General features: G+C 59.6%; 20 protein-coding genes. All 20 read right to left on the bottom strand.

The genetic code is table 11. The features are described from left to right. Window positions 1-105: 105 nt before the first annotated feature. A complete protein-coding gene (locus KP001_RS03055; RefSeq protein ID WP_217288121.1) occupies window positions 106-1,314 on the bottom strand; it encodes a glycosyltransferase family 2 protein in 1,209 nt (402 codons plus the stop codon). Then, complete coding sequence (locus tag KP001_RS03050) at window positions 1,314-2,846, bottom strand: oligosaccharide flippase family protein (RefSeq protein ID WP_217288120.1); 1,533 nt, start codon at window positions 2,844-2,846, stop codon at window positions 1,314-1,316. Before KP001_RS03050 ends, KP001_RS03055 begins: the two co-directional genes overlap by 1 nt. Continuing rightward, a complete protein-coding gene (locus tag KP001_RS03045) occupies window positions 2,846-3,502 on the bottom strand; it encodes an LbetaH domain-containing protein (RefSeq protein WP_217288119.1) in 657 nt (218 codons plus the stop codon). The genes KP001_RS03050 and KP001_RS03045 overlap by 1 nt, the downstream gene beginning before the upstream one ends. Continuing rightward, the gene (locus KP001_RS03040) at window positions 3,502-4,158 is read right to left on the bottom strand and encodes a NeuD/PglB/VioB family sugar acetyltransferase (RefSeq protein WP_217288118.1); all 657 of its coding nucleotides are present in this window, start codon (window positions 4,156-4,158) and stop codon (window positions 3,502-3,504) included. Before KP001_RS03040 ends, KP001_RS03045 begins: the two co-directional genes overlap by 1 nt. After that, a complete protein-coding gene (locus KP001_RS03035; protein ID WP_217288117.1) occupies window positions 4,151-5,266 on the bottom strand; it encodes a DegT/DnrJ/EryC1/StrS family aminotransferase in 1,116 nt (371 codons plus the stop codon). The genes KP001_RS03040 and KP001_RS03035 overlap by 8 nt, the downstream gene beginning before the upstream one ends. Window positions 5,267-5,302: 36 nt before the next feature. Further along, complete coding sequence (locus KP001_RS03030) at window positions 5,303-5,833, bottom strand: dTDP-4-dehydrorhamnose 3,5-epimerase family protein (protein WP_217288116.1); 531 nt, start codon at window positions 5,831-5,833, stop codon at window positions 5,303-5,305. Further along, window positions 5,830-7,065: a class I SAM-dependent methyltransferase gene (locus tag KP001_RS03025; protein ID WP_217288115.1), complete on the bottom strand. Its 1,236-nt coding sequence runs from the start codon at window positions 7,063-7,065 to the stop codon at window positions 5,830-5,832. Before KP001_RS03025 ends, KP001_RS03030 begins: the two co-directional genes overlap by 4 nt. Further along, window positions 7,062-8,171, bottom strand: coding sequence for a CDP-glucose 4,6-dehydratase (rfbG, locus tag KP001_RS03020; protein WP_302466981.1), 1,110 nt, complete (start codon window positions 8,169-8,171; stop codon window positions 7,062-7,064). The genes KP001_RS03025 and rfbG overlap by 4 nt, the downstream gene beginning before the upstream one ends. Beyond that, on the bottom strand, window positions 8,132-8,908 hold the full coding sequence (rfbF, locus tag KP001_RS03015) for a glucose-1-phosphate cytidylyltransferase (protein ID WP_217288114.1): 777 nt from the start codon (window positions 8,906-8,908) through the stop codon (window positions 8,132-8,134). Before rfbF ends, rfbG begins: the two co-directional genes overlap by 40 nt. 76 nt (window positions 8,909-8,984) lie before the next feature. After that, entirely contained in the window at window positions 8,985-9,911 is a 927-nt protein-coding gene (locus KP001_RS03010; RefSeq protein WP_217288113.1) for a UDP-glucuronic acid decarboxylase family protein, read from the bottom strand. Window positions 9,912-9,933: 22 nt separating this feature from the next. Beyond that, window positions 9,934-11,112, bottom strand: a complete 1,179-nt coding sequence (locus KP001_RS03005) for a GumC family protein (protein WP_217288112.1) — start codon at window positions 11,110-11,112, stop codon at window positions 9,934-9,936. Window positions 11,113-11,156: 44 nt separating this feature from the next. Beyond that, window positions 11,157-13,247 carry an SLBB domain-containing protein gene (locus tag KP001_RS03000; RefSeq protein WP_239027875.1) on the bottom strand — a complete coding sequence of 697 codons (2,091 nt, stop codon included), beginning with the start codon at window positions 13,245-13,247 and terminating at the stop codon, window positions 11,157-11,159. Between the two features lie 65 nt (window positions 13,248-13,312). Then, window positions 13,313-13,915 (bottom strand): hypothetical protein, encoded by a 603-nt coding sequence (locus KP001_RS21870; RefSeq protein ID WP_239027874.1) that lies wholly within the window; start codon window positions 13,913-13,915, stop codon window positions 13,313-13,315. Window positions 13,916-14,455: 540 nt separating this feature from the next. Beyond that, complete coding sequence (locus KP001_RS02995; RefSeq protein ID WP_217288111.1) at window positions 14,456-15,745, bottom strand: nucleotide sugar dehydrogenase; 1,290 nt, start codon at window positions 15,743-15,745, stop codon at window positions 14,456-14,458. A gap of 310 nt (window positions 15,746-16,055) precedes the next feature. Then, the gene (locus KP001_RS02990; protein ID WP_217288110.1) at window positions 16,056-16,571 is read right to left on the bottom strand and encodes a KdsC family phosphatase; all 516 of its coding nucleotides are present in this window, start codon (window positions 16,569-16,571) and stop codon (window positions 16,056-16,058) included. Window positions 16,572-16,754: 183 nt separating this feature from the next. Further along, entirely contained in the window at window positions 16,755-17,720 is a 966-nt protein-coding gene (locus tag KP001_RS02985) for a KpsF/GutQ family sugar-phosphate isomerase (protein ID WP_217288109.1), read from the bottom strand. Window positions 17,721-17,876: 156 nt separating this feature from the next. Beyond that, window positions 17,877-18,701, bottom strand: coding sequence for a 3-deoxy-8-phosphooctulonate synthase (gene kdsA, locus KP001_RS02980; protein ID WP_217288108.1), 825 nt, complete (start codon window positions 18,699-18,701; stop codon window positions 17,877-17,879). A 246-nt stretch (window positions 18,702-18,947) separates the two neighbouring features. Further along, window positions 18,948-20,552, bottom strand: a complete 1,605-nt coding sequence (gene pyrG, locus KP001_RS02975) for a CTP synthase (protein ID WP_217288107.1) — start codon at window positions 20,550-20,552, stop codon at window positions 18,948-18,950. Window positions 20,553-20,693: 141 nt separating this feature from the next. Further along, complete coding sequence (kdsB, locus tag KP001_RS02970) at window positions 20,694-21,449, bottom strand: 3-deoxy-manno-octulosonate cytidylyltransferase (RefSeq protein WP_217288106.1); 756 nt, start codon at window positions 21,447-21,449, stop codon at window positions 20,694-20,696. Window positions 21,450-21,645: 196 nt separating this feature from the next. Beyond that, on the bottom strand, window positions 21,646-22,881 hold the full coding sequence (locus tag KP001_RS02965) for an EAL and HDOD domain-containing protein (protein ID WP_217288105.1): 1,236 nt from the start codon (window positions 22,879-22,881) through the stop codon (window positions 21,646-21,648). Window positions 22,882-22,911 lie beyond the last annotated feature (30 nt).

The following is a 22,911-nucleotide window of genomic DNA, read 5'->3' as shown; positions in this document are numbered from 1 at the left end:
TCGTCGACGGGACACCCGGGGAGTGTGTCACCGGCGGTATCTACCTGCCTGGTGGTGCAAAGGTAGCCAATGTTGTACTGGTGACCGGTAATTACTCCAACCATGTCACCCCCGTGCCCCCTCCCCCACCCTCAAGCGGATGCCGTTTTGCTCGGCATAGGCCATGACCGTGCGGACCGCCTCTGAGATGTCGGCGGCCTTGATCTTCCTGTTCCTCTTGATGACCCGGTCGCAGATGAAGTCATAGACTGGGACCACTTGGTTTACCTTGGCAAGGAGCGCGGACACGAAGCAGAGTTTCATGGTCCTTCCTATCAGGTAGGAGAAGAAGACCTTGAAAAAGCGCGCCCCGTCCGTGCCGGGCTTCTTGAACCTCTTGAAGCGGCGGTACAGATCGAAAAGCCGGCTCGGCCTGTTGGCGGCACACTTCCCGTAGATCACAGAAAGGTCCATATCTTCCAGGAGGTCAGTACGGCCGGTGTCCCTGAGGGCCATGATGCAGGACTCGGTGATGGAAACGTCCGAATCCAGGACCGGCGGCAGGTACTCCGGCAAAGTGAGGCTCTTCGCGTCGTACTCCTTGAAGTGAAGGTTAGACTTCTTCGAAACGATCCTGTTCGAATTGCTGCTGCCACAGATACCCCGGATGGTGACCGGGTAATCCAGGTAGTAGACGTTCTTTGCGTAGCAGGAAAAGGCGAACGAGGCGTAGGCGTCGAGCGACGTTCCCCGCACGATGGCGCCCGCCTTCTCATGGTGACGGGCCAAGAGCTCCCCCTTGATGACGCAGTGGTACAGGTTGGGGAGATCGGCGTCGTAGCCGAAGCCGCAGTTCCTGCTTTTCTCCGCGACCAACGCCTCGAGATCGATGGCGCTAGCGCTGCCGTCAAAACGGGTGGGAAAGGTAACCCTGCCGCAAGAGATCTGGCCTACGTAGGCGTCCTGCCAGACGTAGGACATGCGCAAGGGAAGCACCGCATCGGCCTTAACCGATTCCATCCAGCGTGCCACGTCGGCTATTGACGGCAGCACGGCGTCGTCGTCTCCGATGCCACAGACGTATCTGCCGGTCGCCTTCAGAAACGCCGCGTTCCAATTGTCGGTCATGGAGATGGGGTGGTCGATGTAGTGGTAGTTGATGCGCGGGTCATCGCCAAAGTTGTCCCTGAGCATCGACCTCAGTACGTCCGTCTCGCTACAGTCGTGGATCACGATCTCGACATCGGCAAGGTCGACGTCAAGCACAGACCTGACTGCGTAGACGGCGGTGTACTGCCGGTTCTTGGTTGGGATCACCACGCTCAATAGGCCCATCAAATACTCCTGTTTTTTTCTGCCGTTAACTTCAACCTCCCCCGGAGGGGTCCGAGCAGGGCGTCCTTTGCAAGTTGCGGGACAGAAAGTGCGGCCGCCGAAAGTGTCGCCATGGAAACGGCGGCAAGGTAGCAAATCATCACTACCTGCGAGACATGCTCAGGCATGAAATACCGCCCCGCTCCGGCGACGGAGAGGCTCGCCACAAGCGGGTAGAAAACATCCTCGCGGTACCAGCGCCACTTCTCGCCCGGCAAAAGCCGCCGGTGCATGAGGTGCATGCTGAAGAGCACATAGGCTCCGTTTAGAATGACCCAGACACTCGCCCCGCCCACCGCCCCGAAGCGCTCCGTCATGATCACGACGAGCGGCACCAAAACGACGATGGCAACAGTGTTGGTGCAGAGGGTGAGCCGGGTCCAGCCACTGGCAAGTTGCAGCGCGTAGGGGATGTTCATCAGCCCGTTCAAAGCGGTGCCGGCTACGAGGACCGAAACGATCAAAAAGGACGCTTCCGCCGTGGAGGCATTTCGCGTCCAAAGGAGCATCACCTCGCGGGAAAAGAGCATGAGCACGACGCTCACCGGCAAAAGGAGCAGGCTTAAGAGCTGGCAGCTCTTGTGATACAAAAGGGTGACCCCATCCAGGTCGCCCTGTTGCAGCATCTGCACGAACTTCGGGTACACAGCGGAAAACACCGGCCCGATGACCCGGTACAGCGACGAGGCGACCACCCCCGCGAGGGTGTAGTAACCGAACGTCTCCAACGAAAGCATCTTGCTCAGGACCACCTTGTCGAGCTGGGTCAAAACGGTGGAGACGAGCGATATGGCGGCCATGTCGACGGCGAACTTCCAGATGCCGGAAAGGGCCTTTTTGGAGAAGCATGTCGGTGCGTCACCTGCGGGAAGCCCGTTCCAAAGGCAGAGGGCAAGTGCTAGCGTATAGCACGCGTTCACCAGGATCTGCCAGAAGAAAAAGGCCTCAACCGTGGCTGAGAAGAGCCAGAGGACCGCGACGGCCCCGATTCCCCTCACGGTGCTCATGACGATGCTCGCGCCGTTTAAGAGAACTTGGCGCTGCATCCCGTTCAACCCACCGGTGTAAAGCGCCGTCGGCCACTGAAAGGCAAGCGCCACCCCCATCAGCTGCACAGCCCTCTGCACCACTTCAGGGGAGACCTGCGTCGCCTTGATCCAGTGATGGGCGACCAGGGGGGAGAGGACCAACAGGAAAAGACCGATCAAAATGGCGGTGACCCAGTAGACGACCTCCACGGACCGCAAGAAGCTCCGTATCCCCCCAGCCCCACCGGGTACCGCGCCAAGCCTTGCCATCTCGCGGGTGGTGGCGGCGCCAAGCCCCATATCGAGCATCGCCGAGATAGCCTGAATCGTGGTGAAGACGCCGATCAAACCGTAAGATTCAACCCCGAGGAACTTGATGTAAAGGGGGATGAAGGCAAGGTTCATCAGCGTGAGCCAGACGCTGCCCGCGAAGTTCGCCGCAAGGTTCTTTTTCAAAAGGCTCATCAGTACTCGATCCCAGAGTAGTAATCTTCAGCGTAGTACTTGCAGATGCGCTGGAAGACTGGTTTCCGGTCCGGGCCGGGGAGGCAGACACAGTCCCCCGGCGTCTCCTCGTTGACGAGGACCACCCCTGGGGCGAGTACCGTGTTCTCCCGCACCAGGCAGTCGCCGATCACCATGGAGCCAGGGAAGAGCACCACCCCCCGCTCCAGTACCGGCCGCCCGGTCTCGCTTTTTCCCACTGTGCATCCCTGGTGGAAGATGCAGTAGTCGGCGTAAGTCGCCTTGGCAAATACCATTCCTACAGTGTGCCCCACCAGGAAGTAGTCGGGCATCTCCACCTCGTAGAAGAGGTCGATCCCGTTCAGCGCCTTGTTGAGCAGGAAAATCCTCGTCGCTGCCTCCGTGTCGCCGGTTTCCCGGTAGATCCGGTGCGCGAGGAAGTAGAGGAAAGTGGCGTTCTGCCCGGAGACAAGATAGTCAAACCCCTTCCCGCTCCATGCCTTAACCGCCGAGATGCACTGCTCCGTCCGCTCGAGCGCGGGTTTTAGGTGCGCCTGGATCACCGGGACGATCTCGAAGCCGTCCGGGAAGAAGTGCTCGACCTGGCGCGAGACATAGCGCGCGAGAAAGGCGGGGTCTCGTTTTTCCGACGACATCAGGGGGTTGCTCCTTCTTTCATTCTCACCCGCGCCGGGTTACCGACCACTGTGACACCCGCGGGGACATCCTTTGTCACCACTGCCCCGGCCCCTACCATGGCCCCGGCACCGATGGTGACGCGGGGGAGGATGACCGCACCGGTCCCGATGAAGGCGAACGCCTCGACGGTGACTTCGCCGGCAAGACGCGCCCCCGGCCCCAGGTGTACCCCATCGCCGACTACGCCATCGTGATCGATCGAGGCGGCAGTGTTGACTATGACGCCGCGCCCCAGGGTTACATTGGCGCAGACCGCGGCTTGAGCCAGAATCTGGCACCCCTCGCCGATGACAGCGTTGAAGGCCGTGAAGGCGGTGCGGTGCACGAAAGTGGGAAGCGCGATTCCTCTCGCCTTGAAAAGATCCATCAGCATGAGACGGTCGGCACCGCGCCCTCCGCCGACGGCCACCCCCCCGATAAGCGTCTCACTCCCGCTGCGGCCATGCAGGAAACGGTCGAGTCCAGCCTCACCGACGAAGAGCGGCACGCCGGGAATGGGCGATGCGATGTCGCGGTTGTCGACCAGCCCAACGAGCCTGCGATCGCTGCCGTGGACCAGGTCGAAAAGGACCTTTGCCTGTCCGGTCGCCCCCCAGAGCACGAGATCAGGCATGAGACTTCCCTTGGATGTGGGAGCGCACCAGCGAGATGACCCGGTCCATATCCGCCTCGGAAAGGTCGTGGTAGCTCGGAAGGTTCACGGCACGCGGGTAAAGGCCGTAACTCACGGCGTGCTCCGGGCGGCTTTCGAACATCGGGAGCATGGTGAGGGGCCAGAAGAAGACCCTACCGTCGATGTCGTCCTCCTTGAAGGCAGTAAGGAGTTCATCGCGGTGGAAAGGAACACCTTCGTCCACGACAATGGTCGGCATCCAGTAGCCGTTCACGGTACCTTCGTGCTCCGGGTTCAGGCGGACCGGGAGACCAGCGAGCCCCTTTCGGTAGTAGTCGAAGATGCGCCTTTTCTGAGCGATGAGCAAGTCGATCCGCTCCATCTGCGCACAGCCGATGGCCGCCTGTATGTTGGACATTTTATACTTGAAACCGATGGAATCGGGCCAGAACTGCTTCACCTGTCCCTTGGCACGCCCATGGTTGCTAAGGCTCAACACCCGCTCGTAGAGCTTCTCGTCGTTCGTGACGAACATCCCCCCCTCCCCGGTGGTGAGGGTCTTCGTGCCGTGGAAAGAAAAGGTACCGAACGTGCCGAACGCGCCGGCGCTGCGACCGCGCCACTTGGAACCGATCGCCTCGGCTGCGTCCTCGATGACGGGGATACCGTGGCGCCTGCCGATCTCCATGAGTGTGTCTAGGTCGCAGAGGTTCCCATAGAGGTGCACGGCGATGATCGCCTTGGTACGCGGGGTGATAGCCCGCTCGACTTTGCCCGGGTCTAGGCACCAGGTGTCGGGGAGGACATCGACGAAGACCGGCTCTCCTCCCAGATACGTAATGGGGGCCGCCGAGGCGATCCAGTTGGTGTCTCCTAGGATCACCTCATCCCCGGGGCCGATACCCAGTGCTGCTAGCCCCAGGTGCATTGCGCCGGTGCAGCTCGAGGTGGCTATGGCGAAGCCGACGCCTAAGTGATCGCGAAAAAGTCCTTCGAAGCGCCCGATATATTCATAGCAGCGCTCCCCCCAGCCATTCTGGGCTGCGTCCGTCGCATAGCGGACCTCTAGGTCGGTGATGGAAGGTTTCGTATAGTGTATCTTCGACATCTTGCGTCCCCTGTAAGGTAGATTCAGCAATACCCTTTACTTAAGAAAGTCCGGGTAGCCGAGGTCACGCCCGGAGATCACGGCAGGCTCCGCGAGCCAATCGATCCCAAACGCGGCGTCGTCGAAGCGGGCCCCGGCCGCACATTCCGGTTGGAAGAATTCGGACATCTGGTAGAAGACCTCGCTGTCGACGTCAAGGGTCAGGAAACCGTGGGCGACCCCCTCCGGGATGTAGACGCCCCGGTGGTTCTCCGCGCTTAACTCCACCGATGCCCAGCGCCTGAAAGCCGGGGAATCGGGCCTTAGGTCCACGATAACGTCCTGGATCGCCCCTTTGGTACAGCGCACGAGCTTCGCCTCCTCGTGCGGCGTCACCTGATAGTGCATGCCGCGCAGCGTGTGCCTAGCCTTGTTGAAGGAAACGCTGCACTGCACGAGGTTTGTATTGAGCCCTTTCGCGGCGAATTCGGCCCGGCAGAAAGTGCGGGCGAAAAAGCCCCGGTCGTCTGCGATGAAATCCGGCTCTATGAGGAACGCGCCGGGAACCGGCAGGGGCTCGAACCTCACGGCAGCACCTCGACGCTCGGTATCGGGACCACAAACTGCCCTCCCCACTCGCGGATGTAGGACATTTGGGTCGTGATCTCGTCCTTGATGTTCCAGGGGAGGATGAGGAGGTAGTCCGGCTTCTCCTCGCGTACCCGGTCCGGGTGGTTGATGGGGAGATGGGTCCCCGGGAGGAAAAGCCCCTGCTTGTGCGGGCTCAAATCGACCACGAAATCAATGAAATCGGAGCGGATGCCGCAGTAGTTCAAAAGAGTATTCCCCTTTGCCGCCGCCCCGTAGCAGGCGATTTTCTTCCCCTCCTTCTTCGCCTGGATCAGAAACTGGAGGAGGCTCCGCTTCGTCTCGCGAACCTTTTCCCCGAAGGAGAGGTAGGTGGAAAGGGAGGAAAGCCCCGCTTCGGCCTCACGGGCGAGAAGCGCCTCGACCGAGTTGGTGGCTGCCTTGTCGGCGTTCCCCTCGTGGCAGGCGAAAATCCTCAGTGAGCCGCCGTGGGTGGCGAGTTCCTGTACATCGAAGACGCTCAAGCCGTGCTTCCTGAAGACCTGGACCACGGTGATCAGCGAGAAGTAGGAGAAGTGCTCATGGTAGATGGTGTCGAACTGGTTTTTCTCCATGAGCCGCAACAGGTGCGGGAACTCCATGGTGATGACTCCGTCGTCTTTGAGAACGATCTTGAGCCCCGCCACGAAATCGTTTAGGTCCGGTACGTGGGCGAGGACGTTATTCCCTAAAAGGAGGTCCGCCTGCCCCCCTTCAGCCACGATGCTCCGCGCCGTCCCGGTGCCGAAGAAGCAGACACGGGTGGGAATCCCCTTCTCCCGGGCGACCTCGGCCACGTTGGCCGCAGGCTCGATCCCCAGGACGGGGATACTCCTTTCCTTGAAATACTGCAGGAGGTAGCCGTCGTTACTGGCGATCTCGATCACTTGGTGGGCGGCGTTAAAGCCGAAGCGCTCGATCATCTCAATCGTGTAATTCTCCGCATGCTTAAGCCAGCTGGCCGAGTAGGAGGAAAAGTAGGCGTAATCGCTGAAGATGTTCTCCGGCGACTCGAACTCCTCCAACTGCACGAGAAAGCAGCGCTCGCAGACATAGGCGTGCAGCGGGAAGAAGGGCTCCGCCCCCTTCAGCCGCTCCGCCTTCAGGTAGGCGTTGGAGAGCGGGCTCATGCCGAGGTCACAAAAGGTGTGGGTCAACTTGGTTCCGCAAAAACGACAGCTTCCAGTTTTCATTGTGCCTGCCTTTGGTAGGTGAGAATTTGTTGTTCGGTGACCCGGCGCATGTCCTCCCCGGCGGCAAACGCCCGGTACCACTGGATGCTCCAGTCGAGAGCCTGGCCGAGGTTCAGACGGGGGCGCCACTTGAGCCGGTTCCGCGCCTTTGAGCTGTCGAGCTTCAAATAATGCGCCTCGTGCGGGTGCGGCCCGTCGTCTACCACGAAACCCGCCCCCTCGCCCCACTCCGAGCAGATCCGCTCGACGATCCATCCTACCGGCCGCGTGTCCTCCTCGAAGGGGCCGAAGTTCCACCCTTCGGCATAACCCGCCCCCTCCAGGTACAGCCTGTGGGCGAGGGCAAGGTAACCCGACACCGGTTCCAGAACGTGCTGCCAGGGGCGGATGGCATTGGGGTTTCTGATCGGGACCGGCTCGCCCGCTAAAAGCGACCTCATGCAGTCGGGGACCAGGCGATCGGCGGCCCAGTCGCCGCCGCCGATCACGTTGCCGGCACGGGCGGTGGCGATAGCGACCTTGTGCTCCGGGTAGCTATACGGGTTGAAAAAGGACTGACGGTAGGCTGCCGTGACGAGCTCGGAGCAGGCCTTACTGCTCGAGTAGGGGTCGAAACCGCCCATCGCCTCGTTTTCACGATACCCCCAGTTCCATTCGCGATTTTCGTAGCACTTGTCCGTGGTCACATTCACCACAGCGCGCACGCTGCCGATCCGACGCACGGACTCGAGCAGATGCACCGTCCCCATCACGTTAGTGGCGTAGGTATCGACGGGAATGCGGTAGGAGTCACGCACAAGCGGCTGGGCCGCCATGTGGATCACCACCTCCGGTTCGCTCGTCTTCACCACGCGCGAGAGGCCCTCAAGATCCCGTACGTCACCAATGTGCGAGTCTACGAGTTCGTCCACCCGTGCTAGCTCATAGAGGCTCGGGGTTGTGTTGGGGGCGAGCGCAAAGCCGGTCACATGAGCCCCGAGCCGGTTGAGCCACAGGGAGAGCCAAGCCCCCTTAAAGCCGGTGTGCCCGGTAACGAGGACCCTTCTGCCGCGCCAGAAAACGGAGTTTATCCCCAAATCTTCCATGGCGCTTTCCCGGTTTTCCAAAGTTCCTCCAAGTCCTTCTTGTCCCTTAGTGAATCCATAGGCTGCCAAAACCCCTCATGCTTGTACGCCACGAGCTCGCGGTCGCGAGCGAGGCTCTCGAGAGGCTCCCGCTCAAACACGGTGTGGTCACCGTCGATGTAGTCAAAGACCTGCGGCTCGAGTACAAAAAAGCCCGCGTTGATCCAGGCGCCGTCACCCTTGGGCTTTTCCTGAAAGTCAAGGATGCGGTTCCCTTCGTCGAGGTTCAACGCGCCGAAACGCCCGCCGGGCTGGGTCGAGGTCATGGTGGCAAGTTTATTATGAGACTTGTGGTAGGCGATGAGTTCGGGGATGTTCACGTTGCCAACGCCGTCTCCGTAGGTCATCAGAAATGGTTCGTCGCTGATGTAGGGGCGGATACGCTTTACCCGGCCACCGGTCATGGTGTCAAGCCCAGTGTTGACCAGCGTCACCCTCCAAGGCTCGGCAGAATGGTGGTGCACCATGCGCTGGTTCTCGTTCCTGAAATCGAAAGTGATGTCGGCCTCGTGCAGGAAGTAGTGCGCGAAGTACTCCTTGATGCAGTACCCCTTGTACCCCAGGCAGATCACGAAATCGTTGAACCCGAAGTGCGAGTACACCTTCATGATGTGCCAGAGTATAGGGCGCTCGCCGATCTCGATCATCGGCTTGGGCTTTAGGTGCGATTCCTCGCTGATCCTAGTGCCGAACCCGCCGGCAAGAATGACAACTTTCATCAGCCCTCCTTTTCAACCGGTTGAAAGCAGGTGTTCTTGGAACACCGGCCAGACGGTACTGTTCCCAGAGCCCCCCCTACATTACGGAGCGGAAGTAGGCGATGGTTTGGGCAAGCCCGGCGTCTAGGTCCACCACGGGCTTCCATCCCAGCATCTCGCGCGCCAAGGTGATGTCGGGCTGGCGCTGCTTCGGGTCGTCCTGCGGCAGGGGGTGGGACACGATGGCGGACTTGGAACCGGTGAGAGCGATAATCCGCTCGGCAAACTCCATGATGGTGTTTTCCACCGGGTTGCCGAGGTTCAAAGGCCCAGTAAAGCCGTCGCACTCCATCATACGCATCATCCCCTCCACGAGATCCGAAACGAAGCAAAAAGAGCGGGTCTGGGTCCCTTCGCCGTAGACGGTAATCGGCTCGTTGTGGAGCGCCTGCATGATGAAGTTGGAGACCACACGACCGTCGTTTTTGGCCATGCGTGGACCGTAGGTGTTGAAAATGCGCACTATCCGGACGTCAACGCCGTTTTGGCGGTGGTAGTCCATCATGAGCGTTTCAGCCACCCGTTTTCCCTCGTCGTAGCAGCTCCTGATCCCGATGGGGTTAACATTGCCCCAGTAGCTCTCCTTTTGAGGATGCACTTGCGGATCACCGTAGACCTCGGAGGTGGAGGCTTGGAGGATACGCGCCTTGACACGCTTAGCCAAGCCCAGCATGTTGATTGCCCCCATGACGCTCGTCTTAGTGGTCTTCACCGGGTTGTACTGGTAATGCACGGGTGAGGCCGGGCAGGCAAGGTTGTAGATCCGGTCCACCTCGAGAAGAATGGGCTCAGTGATGTCGTGCCTCACCAGCTCGAATCGGTGGTTGTCCAAAAGGTGAAGGATGTTGCTCTTGCTGCCAGTGAAGAAATTGTCCAGGCAGATGACGTCGTGCCCCTGCTCCAGGAGCCTTTCGCAAAGGTGGGAGCCAACGAAGCCGGCCCCGCCGGTTACCAGTACGCGCATGAATGCTGCCTCATAGATTAATTTATTTCCAGGCCATGGTGAGGTTTCGGATCCTTCGGATCTTCTCTCGTTCCCGGTCCGGGAGCTTTTCGTAGTATTCGATGGCGAAGGCAAGTCCGGTTGCGAAAACGAACGAGAAAAAGCCGGCAAGGATGACCATCTGGGACCTCTTTGGACTGCTCTTTTTCAGCGGGACCACCGCCTCGTCGAGGATCTGCAGGGAGGACGAGTCTTTGGCCTCACTTAGCTTAGCCATCTCGTACTGCTTGGTCAGTTGTTCAAACATACCCTCCTGGACCTTAACCGCGCGCAGCTTCCTCGAATATTCGAGGCCGACACCCGGCATGTTTCCAACGTTCGGGATGCCTTCTCCCCCCCCGTCATCCCCGGCACCACGGGCAATCTCCGCGCGGAGTTGCTGGATTCCTCTTTTAAGTCCCTTCACCTCAGGGCTCTGCTCAGTCTGCTTCGTAAGAAGCACTGAGAGCTGAACCTCCTTGGAAGCAAGTTCGCCCTTAAGCTTAGCGATTCCCTCTATGGAGGCCTTGCTCTGTGCTTCGACCTGCACAATCTTGTTCGACTGCGCGAAATTTTTCAGTTCATCCTCAGCCCGTTTCAGGTCGCCCTTCACAAGTTCGAGACGCTTTTCCAGGAAAATCCGCTCTGTACTTGCCTTCGTAAGGTTTAACCGCACAGTTGCCCGCCCCAACTCCTCCACGAAAGCGTTGGCCAATCGCGCCGACAGCCTTGGATCACTGTCATCGGCGGTGATTACGATGATGCCGTCCTTGCCTGCTGACATCTTAACTGCACCAGCGAGTCGGGTCCGAGCCGCGTCCGCACTGGAAACTGCATATACGTGCGTGAGGTCTAGCTTGGCAACCACGGCGTCAGATACAGAGCGGCTCCTCAAGATGCCGAGGTAGAGGTCACTCCCTCCCCCGAGGCTTCCCGCCGCAAGCCCTGCGAGCGTTCCCGCCTGCCCCAGCAGTGCCGACAACCCCCCGCCACCCTCCTTTTGAGGAGGAAGGACTCGAGCTGTTGCGGAATAGATGTTGGGCAGGGTGAGGCTATAGCAGACGGTGGTAGCAACAGCCAACACGCAAATTTTGATAATGAGCTTCTTACGTTTTGCTAGAACATGAAGAATTTCAAGAATTCCAGATTCTCCTTCATGCTCACCGACCATGTTTTCTGTCATCTTTATATCATCGCCTCTGTGTTGGGTTCTCTATAAAAATCTCATTACTTTCCTGCAGCAATGACAACACCGGCTGTCATGGCTATGTTGCCGATGATCTGAACAATATCCTTGATGTTTCTGAGCCATGCCGTTTTCTCATACTGGCGCGGCACGATTACAGTGTCACCGGAATCCAGCGTTTTCCCCCAAAAGGAGTTGTAGAACATAAACCTTGAAGAGTTGGCCTGGCTGATGACGGAGCCGTCGACCTTGACAACGTAGATGCTATCCCTGTCCGCATCGCCGGTTGGCCCACCCACCTGTTGTAGATACCACTCGACGTCACGGTCACGCTGAGTTACGACGGTGCTCTGGTTGTAGACGTCGCCGATCACGTTGATACCGCCGGGATCGCTAGGGACGGTGAGTTGGTCGCCTCCCTGCAGCTCTAAGTCGTAGAGACTCCCCTTAAAATCGCTTAGCGACGTTATCTCCATCAGAACCCGCCCCTCAGCCTTCTTGGCCTTAAGCATCTCAACACTGCGCATCAGGTTGTCGAGTGTCGCCTTTGAACTCGCCACTTCTTCGGCAGAGGCAGCCGTCTGAGAGACGTTGCTCTGCAACTTGATGATCTGGTCCTGCGCCTTGTCGAGGGCCTCGTCCATGCGCTGCTGCTGCAGCTTCCGGACATTCTCCCGAGTGAAACGCGCTCCTTTTAGGTAAGCGAGATCGGTGAAGCCCCCGGCGCGGGCAATGACGGAACTGAGCCGCTCCCCCTTGTAGATGGGATAGGTGCCCGGGAACATGAACTCGCCTTTGAGGGTGACATAACGCTCGGTGGCTTCGGCCCAGTTCGGGATGCGGCGCACGGTCAGTTCGTCGAACGGCTCCAGTTTGATGTTTTCCGCGCCGCCTTTGAGGGCCTGCTCAAGGTTCACCGGAATGGAGTACGAGGTGACCGAGCCACCATCGCGCTTGATCCTTGTGATTTCGGCGCTACCGAGATAGGCAGAGAGTTTCACGTTACCCACCTGCATGAGCAGGTCGCGCACGGTCATATTCTCCAGATAGCGGACCACCCCTGGACTTTGCACCTCGCCGCCAACCTTGACAACCGGCACCTCTTCCATCTGCTCCCGCGAGAAGACCTTTACCCGGTCGAACTCCTTGAGCTCCACGTCCTGGGCGGGGTCTCCCTTCAAAGCTCCGGCTACGTCAAAATATACGATCTCGGGGTGCATATCGGGCGGGTAGAGACGGATGATCTGCGCAGCTCCGGCATGGTACTGGGGCAGGAGGTTATCGCCCTGCAACAGCGAACTCACCTTCATGCCCGGCTTCAGAGCGTAATCACCGGGTCGCAACACGTGCCCCTCCAGCCTGACGTAGCCGCGCAGCACGCTGTCTATGGGGAGGACATTGACCAGGTCCATGTCCTGCATCTTAACGCCGGAGGTCTGTTGCTCAGCGGCAGGGGCGCTCAGATCCAGGTTGAAGTCCTTGACGACCTTCTTGTCGTGCGCCTCGACGCGGTACAACTGCACCCTCTGCAGGTACCCGGTAGGATTGATGCCGCCGCCGAGGGCGAAGAGCTCCTTCAGAGAACTTTCCCCCTTCAGCTCATAGATACCGGGACGCCGGACGTTGCCGACGATGCCGGCGACGCGGCCGATGACCGGGACCAGGATGGTGTCGCCCGGCTGCAGACGGATGTCCTTCCCCTTGTCCCCTTTGAGGAAGAAATCGTAAAGATCCACCGTCTCAACCACCTTGCCGTTACGGTTGATCTGGATGTTGCGCAGGCTACCGTTCTTCGTTGGCCCTTTCGCTGCGGAAAGGGCGCTAATCACGGTGGAAAGCGAACTCACGTTGTAGTCGCCGGGGGATGCGACCTCACCTACCACGTACACCTTGATCAGCCTCAGCTTGTCCAGGTTCACGTTGAGCTGAAAGTCCTTGTAGATCCGCGCAACGCTCCCCCTCAACAGCGCTGGGAGTTCACCGAAACTTACCCCGGCAACCTTGATAGCACCGACTTTCGGCAGCACGATGTCCCCATTGCGGTTAACTTCGAGCTTGTAAGTACCGTTGATGCTGCCCCAGAGAGTGACTATGAGGCGGTCTCCCGGGCCGACGAGGTAGTCCGACCCCACCGGGACGTCGGTCTGAGCCGCGAAAGTGTCCTTGCCGCGTTTGAAGAAGTTGTAGCCGAACTGGGTCAGTTCATCCCAGCCGTAAGGCTGCGGTCTGGTCTTGTCGACGGTGAGGGGTTCTCCCCCATGGCCTTTTCCAGCGCCGAGGGTTCCGCCGGCGGCTGAACCGCCTTTTTACCAGTTGCCTTGACCGTTCTCTTCTTTTCCTTCTTACCTTTCTTGTCCTTCTTATCCTTCTTATCTTTGTCGTCGCGCGTGACCTGGCGCTCCTTGCGCGACACGCCGTCCCCGCTTTGCTTCTCTTCCTTGACTGTTGCGGCATCGGAGAGCTGGTCATCCCTGCCCGCTGCCTCCCTGAGGTCCTCGGACTGCTCCTGGTTCAGATTGGAGGGACCGGCTTCTGCCGCTTCTTCATCCGGTTCGGCATCCCGGGCCGCGGGAGTGCGCCTGTAGCCCGATTTGTTGTCGCCACGGTCACGGGCGGCGTAATCATCGGCATCGGCGTCTTCAGGGGCGCTGAAATAATCTGAAGAGATTTCGGAGGAACTATCCTCTTTGGCGGCGCTTAGGGGCGTGTATGAGGATGAATCCCCGGACAGGGAGGCGGAAAAGGCTGAAGCAATCGACAGGAGTGTAAGCGTTACGACAAGAAACAGGATTCTCTTCATGCTTGGTTGTACCTCTGAGATTACAAGGAAGGCGGGAACAGCAGTAGGGGATCATACAGTAACTCACAAAACGGGGGGTCTTCCTTTGTGACACTACCGTTGACTGCCCGTTACTGACACGGGCAGAGCCGATCACAACTGCACCCAGCAAAAAAAGTCATTACTAATGATCAGGCTCTAGTCTATACCACTTATGCGAAGCGTTGTAAATGCAAAAGAGCTGGTGCTGAAGCGTTCTAAGGCACCATGTGGCGGCACTTTTGACACCTCCCGCAGGAGCAGTTTTCGTGCCCTTTTTCATATGGAATGACTCAAATAAATTGCCGCTGCGTGACCGGCCGCCCAGTGGTATGCACCCTTTACTTCTCTTTCTCAATGACTTAGTGACCGATGAAAAGTCTATCAGAAAAAATGTGGGCGCAAACTATGAGTAAAAAATATTTACTAGCGGTGTTCTATGACAGTGAAAGGGGCGCCAGGTAGCAAAGAACCGTGTCAAGAAACCGAGCGCAGTCTGAATTATTGACACCATAAACCTGACTACAACCTCCAGGCCCTGATGCCGTTTTCCGCCAGTTGGCTGCTGTTGAAGATCCCCTTCACGTCGATGACGAGGGGCCGGCCGTTCATCATCCCCTTCAGCTGTTCCGTGGAGAGCTCCCGGTACTCCTTGTGCGCAACGGCTACCACGATGGCCTCGGCGATCTGCAGCTTTTCCCTGGGGACCAGGGTAACACCGTACTCGTGCCGGGCCTCATCCGGGTCGGCCAGCGGGTCGCAGACCTGGACATCGAGCCCGTAGTCCTGGAGTTCGTGGATGATGTCGATGACCTTGGAGTTGCGCAGGTCGGGACAGTCCTCCTTGAAGGTGAGCCCGAGGACCGTGACCCGCCCCCCGAGCACGTTGTGGCCGGCGCGGATCATCTCCTTCACCGTGCGCTGGGCGATGAATTTCCCCATGCCGTCGTTGATGCGCCGTCCCGCCAGGATGACCTGCGGGATGTAGCCGAGCTTCTCCGCCTTGTGGGTCAGGTAGTACGGATCGACCCCGATGCAGTGCCCCCCCACCAGTCCCGGCTGGAACCTGAGGAAGTTCCACTTGGTCCCGGCGGCCTCCAGCACCGAGTTGGTGTCTATCCCCATGCGGTCGAAGATGAGGGCAAGTTCGTTCATGAGGGCGATGTTCAGGTCGCGCTGGGTGTTCTCGATGACCTTGGCGGCCTCTGCGACCATGATGGACGGGGCACGGTGCACGCCGGCGGTCACCACGGATTCGTAGACGTCCCCCACGATCTCCAGGGTCGCCGCGTCCTGCCCGGACACCACCTTCTTGATCTTGGTGAAGGTGTGTTCCTTGTCGCCGGGGTTGATCCGTTCGGGGCTGTACCCGACGAAGAAGTCACGGCCGCAGGCAAGGCCGGAGACGCGCTCCAGTATCGGCACGCATTCCTCCTGGGTGACACCCGGGTAGACGGTGGACTCGTACACGACGATGTCCCCTTTTTTCAGCGCACGCCCCACCGTCTCCGAGGCGCGCAGCATCGGGGTGAGGTCGGGTTGGTTGGCCGAGTCGATGGGGGTGGGGACGGCGACGATGTGGAAGTCCGCCTCCCTGAGCACCTCGATGCTGTCGGTGAAGACGATGTCGGCCTCGCGGAGGTCGCTTGAAGTCACCTCGCCGGTACGGTCGTGTCCGTTTTTAAGCTCCGCGATGCGCGCGGCGTTGATGTCGAAACCATAGGTCTTCCGCACTTTGCCGAAGGCCACCGCCACCGGAAGCCCCACATACCCAAGGCCGATGACGGAGATGATACGGTCGCGCTTAGACATTGCACACACTCTCCTCGACATTATATTTCAGACAGCGCAACTACTACAAAGTGGAGGGCTGCTTCTTGCTTTTTATTTGTGCCAGCTAACGGCAGCGAGCATTGTATCAGAAAAATCTCAGAAAGAAACAGCGGCGGGAAAATATTTTTGGACGTGGGTTTTGACTGAATAAGGAGAGGGGTGACGGGAAAAAGGAAAGGGGATGTCAGAACCTTCGACATCCCCATCCTGTAATGAGTATTTCTATGACAGCCGCATCTGGGGCATTGGGCCCAGCACTGTCAGTTGTTGTCGGTAGCCTTGCGCGACCTCAGACGTAATACCTGGAAGTGACGCTCTCCCAGGTTCCCTGGGCCTTCAGGATCAGGTCGCAGAGTTCGCGCACCGCGCCCCACCCGCCCCGGTTCCTGGCGACGAATTGGGCGAAGGGAAGCACCTCCTGGACCGCATCGGCGGGCGCCGCGGCGAAACCTACCCGTTTCAGAAGCGGTATGTCGATCACATCGTCGCCCATGAAGGCGACCTGTTCGTCGGTGAGGCCGGTGGCCTCCAGCATCTGGCGGTAAGGGACCAGCTTGTCCAGGGATTTCTGGTAGACCTGGCCGATGCCCAGTTCCACGGCCCGGTTGTAGACCACCTGCGACTCGCGTCCGGAGATGATCCCGACCTCGATACCGGAGCGCTGCAGCATCTTGATGCCGTGGCCGTCCTTCACGTTGAAGAACTTGCTCTCCACGCCGTTGGAGTCGAATATGATACGTCCGTCGGTGAGGACACCGTCGACATCGAGTATCAGGAGCTTGATCTTTTTCAGCCTTTCTTCCATGAAAACCTCACTTAAACCTAACGCTCATGCAAAGCCGCAAAGACGCTAAGAACTGCACAAAACAAAAAACCTGCTCACGCAAAGACGCTAAGACGCAAAGTCCGGCAAAAACCTGTCCCCTTCATCCCGGTTGAGAGTCTCCGGGGGTTTCTTTGCGACTTTGCGGCTTTGCGTGACACGCTGCTAGGCTATGCCTGCCTTCAACAGGTCGTGCAGGTGCACGATGCCTACGGGGGCGGTGGCGGAGTCGTCGGCGAAGACGAAGAGCGAGGTGATGGAGTACTGCTCCATCTGCTGCAGGGCGCGCGCCGCAAGCTCGTCACGACGGATGCGCTTGGGCCCTTTCTTCATCAGCGCCGATGCCGGAAGGTTGATGATGTCGAGTCCCTGTCCCAGGGCGCGGCGCAGGTCGCCGTCGGTGATGACCCCTTCAAGGGCGCCATCCGCCGCGGTGACGCCGGTGATGCCGAGGCCCTTGGAGGTGATGGTGAAGAGCGCCTCGCGCATGAGGGTGTCGGAAGTGACCAGCGGGAGCCCGTCACCTGAGTGCATGATGTCCTCGACCTTCAGGAGGAGCCTGCGTCCCAGGGCGCCGCCGGGGTGGAACATGGCGAAGTCCTCGGCCTTGAAGCCGCGGCTCACCAGGAGCGCGACCGCGATGGCATCGCCCATGGCCAGGGTGACGGTGGTGGATGCGGTCGGGGCGAGCCCGAGCGGGCAGGCCTCCTCCTTGACGGAGATGTCGAGGAAGATGTCGCCGCTTTTGGCCAGGGTGGAGTTGGGGTTGCCGGCCATGGCGATGAGGGTGGCGCCGAGACGCTTGATGATCGGGAGGATGCGCACCACCTCGTCGGTCTCGCCGGAGTTGGAGATGGCGATGACGACGTCACCCTTCATGATCATGCCGAGGTCGCCGTGGATCCCTTCCGCCGGGTGGAGGAAGAAGGCGGGGGTGCCGGTGGAGGCCATGGTGGAGGCGATCTTCTGCCCGATCAGGCCGGATTTGCCCATGCCGGTGACGACGACCCGGCCGGTGGTGTTGAGTATCATCTCCACGGCCTTCTCAAAGGTCCGGTCGATGGAGGATTCCAGGTTTAAAAGCGCCTCCGCCTCGACCCTGATCACCCGCTTCGCTTCTTCTAAAATCAAAATCCACTCCTTAAAACGGTCACGCCCGTTCGCTTCGCTCACTCAAGCCGCAAAGACGCAAAGTAAAGCAAAACCAAGAGCAAACCAACATGGATGAAAGGAAATAAAACCTTCTTCTCTGCTTTGCGTCTTTGCGGCTTTGCGTGAGTTGCTTTTTTATGCCTGTTTCACGATGGCGTCGATGGCCTTCAGTTTGTTCAAAAGTGCCGGCAGGTCGTCCAGACGCACCGAGTTCGGTCCGTCGCACAGCGCCTGCTCGGGCGCCTCGTGCACTTCCATGAAGACGCCGTCCACCCCGGCGGCGACGGCCGCACGGGAGAGGAACTCCACGTACTCGCGCTGGCCACCCGACGAGGTCCCCTCGCCTCCCGGAAGCTGCACGCTGTGGGTCGCGTCGAAGATGACGGGGTAGCCGGTGGAACGCATGATGGGGAAGCTGCGCATGTCCACCACGAGGTTGTTGTAACCGAAGCTCGCGCCCCGCTCGGTGAGGATGATGTTCTCGTTCTCGCAGGCGCGGATCTTGCCGACCACGTTCTTCATGTCCCACGGCGCCAGGAACTGCCCCTTCTTCACGTTGATGACCTTGCCGGTCTTCGCGGCGGCGACCAGGAGGTCGGTCTGGCGGCAAAGGAATGCCGGGATCTGCAGCACGTCCAGCACGTCGGCGGCGGGCTCCACCTGCTCGATGGAGTGGATGTCCGAGAGGACCGGAACGCCCAGCGATTCCTTCACCTTGGCCAGGATCCTCAGCCCCTCTTCCATGCCGGGACCGCGGAAGGCGGTGACCGAGGTACGGTTCGCCTTGTCGTAGGAGGCCTTGAAAATGAGCGGGATGCCGACACCGTTGCAGATGCTCATCAGGCGCTCCGCGTGGCGCAGCGTCGCCGTTTCGTTTTCTATCACGCACGGCCCCGCGACCAGCACGAGCGGCCTGTTGCCGCCTATCTTGACATTACCTACTGAGATCTCACGGATCATTGTTTCTCCTTTAAATCATCTCACGCCCGTTCGCTTCGCTCACTCAAGCCGCAAAGACGCAAAGTAAAGCAAAGCAAACCGTTTAACAGGGATAAAAGGGATAAACGGGATAAAACCTTATAAAGATTTTGGGTTAAACCAAAACTCAGTCTGTTTGATCCTGTGTTCTTTGCGTCTTTGCGTCTTTGCGGCTTTGCGTTACAACCGCTTCTCGCAGTTATCCTTTTTATCCCCTTTATCCCTGTTCTAATTGCCTTTCCGCGCTTTGGTGGCGCCGATGAAGGCCTTGAACAGCGGGTGCGGGTTGAGCGGCTTCGATTTGAACTCGGGATGGAACTGGCACCCCAGGAACCACGGGTGATCGGGGAGCTCGATGATCTCCACCAGGTTCCCTTCCTTGTACACGCCGGAGATGATCATCCCCTTCTCTTCAAGCGCGGCCCTGAAGGCGTTGTTGAACTCGTAGCGGTGACGATGACGCTCGGAGATCTCGGTCGCGCCGTAGGCCTTCTGGGCGAAGGTCCCCTTGGTGAGGGAACAGGGATACGCGCCCAGACGCATGGTGCCCCCCTTCTTGTCGACACCCTTCTGCTCTTCCATGAGATGGATCACCGGGCTCTTGCAGGCCGGCTTGAACTCGCTGGAAAACGCCTCCGGGAGCTGGCAGACGTTGCGCCCGAACTCGACGGCCGCCATCTGCATCCCGAGACAGATGCCGAAGAAGGGGACCTTGTTGACGCGGGCGTATTCGATCGCCTTGATCTTCCCCTCGGTGCCGCGCTCGCCGAAACCGCCGGGGACAAGGATGCCATCCACGTCCGCGAGGTACTTGTCGGTCCCCTCCTCCTCGATCTTCTCGGAGTCGAGGTAAACGAGGTTCACGCGGCAGTCGTTGGCGATGCCGCCGTGGGTGAGCGCCTCGGAGAGGGACTTGTAGGATTCCTTGAGGTCGACGTACTTGCCGACCACGGCGATGCGGACCTCGCCGCACCCCGGGTTGGTCAGCTTGGAGACCACCTGCTGCCAGTGGGAGAGATCCGGCGCCTTGGTCCAGATGTTGAGCTTCTCGACCACCTGGTCGTCAAGCCCTTCCAGGTTCAAGGCCAGCGGCACCGCGTAGATGTGCTCGGCGTCGCGGGAGGTGATGACCGCTTTCTCCTCGACGTTGCAGAAGAGGGCGATCTTCGCCTTCATGTCCTGGGGAAGCTCCTGCTCGCAGCGGCAGAGGAGGATATCGGGCTGGATGCCGATCTCGCGCAGCTCCTTGACGGAGTGCTGGGTCGGCTTGGTCTTCAGCTCGCCCGCGGTCCTGATGTAGGGAACCAGGGTGACGTGCAGGTACAGCACGTTCCCCGCACCCCGGTCGCTCTTCAACTGGCGGATCGCCTCGAGAAACGGCAGCGACTCGATGTCGCCCACGGTGCCGCCGATCTCGACGATGGCGATGTCGCTCCCCTTGGCGTTCTCAAGGATGTTGGCCTTGATCTGGTCGGTGATGTGCGGGATGACCTGCACCGTGCCCCCCAGGTAGTCGCCGCGGCGCTCCTTCTCGATGACGGAGAAGTAGACCTGTCCCGTGGTGAAGTTGCTCTTCTTGGAGAGCTTGCTGGAGGTGTAGCGCTCGTAGTGCCCGAGGTCCAGGTCGGTCTCGGCGCCGTCGTCGGTGACGAAGACCTCCCCGTGCTGGAAAGGAGACATGGTGCCCGGATCGACGTTGATGTACGGATCCAGCTTCTGGATGGTGACCCGAAGCCCCCGTGCCTCCAGCAGAGCGCCCAAAGAAGCGGCGGCGAGTCCCTTACCTATGGAGGAGACAACGCCGCCGGTAACAAAGATGAATTTTGTCTTCACTTAAAAAACCTCCGGAAACTAGAAACTGTTCTACGTTCCATGTTTCGAACAGGAACAAAGAACATGACTGAATAATATGCGGCTAAAAAGGTTCCAAACGTAGAACCTGGAACGTAGAACTTAGAACGGCCGTCAAGGTGGTTACCCTTTAAGCTTGGCCAGCACCTTCTCCAGGTCGGCCGGGGTGTCGACACCGATGGACTCGCACTCGGTCTCGACGATCCTGATCCGGTAGCCGTTCTCCAGCACCCGCAACTGCTCGAGCTTCTCGGCCATCTCCAGATAGCTCGGCGGAAGCGAGGCGAACACCGGGAGGAACTCCCTGCGGTACACGTAGAGCCCCACGTGCTTGTAGCACAGGAGCTTCCCGCAGCAGAAGGCGTCGTCCTTCAGGTCGTTCCACTTGTCGCGGAAAAACGGCAGCGGCGAACGGGAAAAGTAGAGCACGTTCCCCTTCGGGTCGGCGACCACCTTCACCACGTTCGGCGAAAGGAAGTCGTGCAGCGTCTTTATGCGGCACTTGAGGGTCGCCATCGGGATGGACGGATCTTCCAGCATCGGGGCGATGGCCTGGTCGATCATGGCCGGATCGATGAGCGGCTCGTCCCCCTGCACGTTGACTATGATGTCGGCATCGAGCCTTCCCGCAACCTCGGCCAGCCGGTCGGTCCCGGTCTCGTGATCAGCGGAGGTCATCTCGACGCGACCGCCGAAGGCGCGCACCGCGGCGGCGATCCGCTCGTCATCGGTCGCCACTATCACATCGGAAACGAGGTTGGCCCGGGAGGCGCGCTCATACACATGCTGCACCATGGGTTTCCCCATGATGTCCGCCAATGCCTTACCCTCAAAACGCGTAGAAGCATACCTGGCGGGAATTACCGCGGTTATTTTCATGTGGCGTCTCAGTACGACCCGCACCGGTCGGGCCGGCATCGAGTCCTGGTTGCGGTTGTGGTTTTGGTGATTTTTTGTGGCTGGCTTTTGCTGCGATTTTAGCCGGTGGAGCGCAGCCTTAACCGCGGGCTCCGTCCCTTGTCTGGCGGGACGAAACAAGTTACATCAAAAGAAAGGTTCGTGTCAAGGAGTGAAATTAGAGAGATGCGCTCAGCTTGTCGGCCCAGGAGAAGGTCTCCAGCTGTGCGGAGAGAAGCTGGTCCAGCTCCAGTTCGCAGATATCCAGCTGCTCGCTCACGGCGGCGAAATCGGCCCGCTCCAGCATCTCGGCGAGCACCAGGAGCCCGCCCAGGTCACCCTCTCGGTGCAAAAGGGCGCTCTTCACGTTCTCCACGAGGTTCAGCTTGCCGACCAGCTCGGCCATGGAGTCCTCGAAGAGGACGTCGATGAGGGAGAGGATGCCGACCATGAACCCCTGGTCGGCGAGTTCCCCCGCGCCCCGGCCACGCGACGCGAGGATGAGAAGCTCCATCAACTTGCCGCGGGTCGCCGCCATCTCCAGAAGCGGGCTTTGCACCCCGTTTTGATCGTTGCTCGCGTACAGCGCGAGGGTGATCCAGCGCTTGAGCTGTTCAAGGCCGAGCACGGTCAGGGCGTGACGCAGCGTCTTGATCCGGACCCTGAGCCCCATGGCGACCGAGTTCACCAGGCGGAGCAGGTTGTAGGTGAGCCCCGGGTTCTGCTTGAAGGTCTCCTCGATCTCCCCCCACTCGGCGTCGGCCATCACCTGCTTCATGAGCTGCATCATGGTGATCTTGCCGATGTCGATCTTGTTCTGCCTGAGCACCACGGGGCGGGCGAAGTAGTACCCCTGGAAGAGGTCGAAGCCAAGCTGCGAGCAGAACTTGTAGTGCTCAGCGTTCTCGACCTTCTCGGCCAGGAGCGTGAGAGGCCACTTCCTGAGGTTCTCCACCATTTCCGGCAGGGACTGCGCAGGAGTCTCCAGGACGTCCACCTTGACGATGTCGATCATGCGGTAGATGTCATGGAAGGCGGGGGAGTAGACGTGGTCGTCCAGGGCGAGGCTGAACCCCAGGGCTTTGAGGGAGCGGCAGCGTTCCACCACCTCCTGGTCGGCGACGATGCTCTCCAGCAGTTCGATCACCACGCGCTCCTTGGGCAGGAGCTCCACCGCGTCGCTCATCAGCACCTCGCGGGTCACGTTGAAAAAGCCCTTGTGCCTCCCGAGCACGTCCTGGATGCCGAACTGCGTCAGCGCGTTCACGATCACGCTGGCGCTCGCCGCCTGCACGTCGAGGATGTTCGCGGCGTACAGGCTTTCCGGCGAGCGGAACAGGAGCTCGAACCCCATGATCTGCTGGGTCCGGTCCAGAATGGGCTGGCGCCCCAGAAAGAACTTTTCCTCAAGCATGAAAACCTCTAAAAGCAAAAGACGTTCAAG

The organism is Geomonas subterranea (assembly GCF_019063845.1).
GTDB lineage: Bacteria > Desulfobacterota > Desulfuromonadia > Geobacterales > Geobacteraceae > Geomonas > Geomonas subterranea.
Note: the sequence above shows the minus strand (reverse complement) of the source record. Positions and strands in the feature narration are given on the sequence as shown.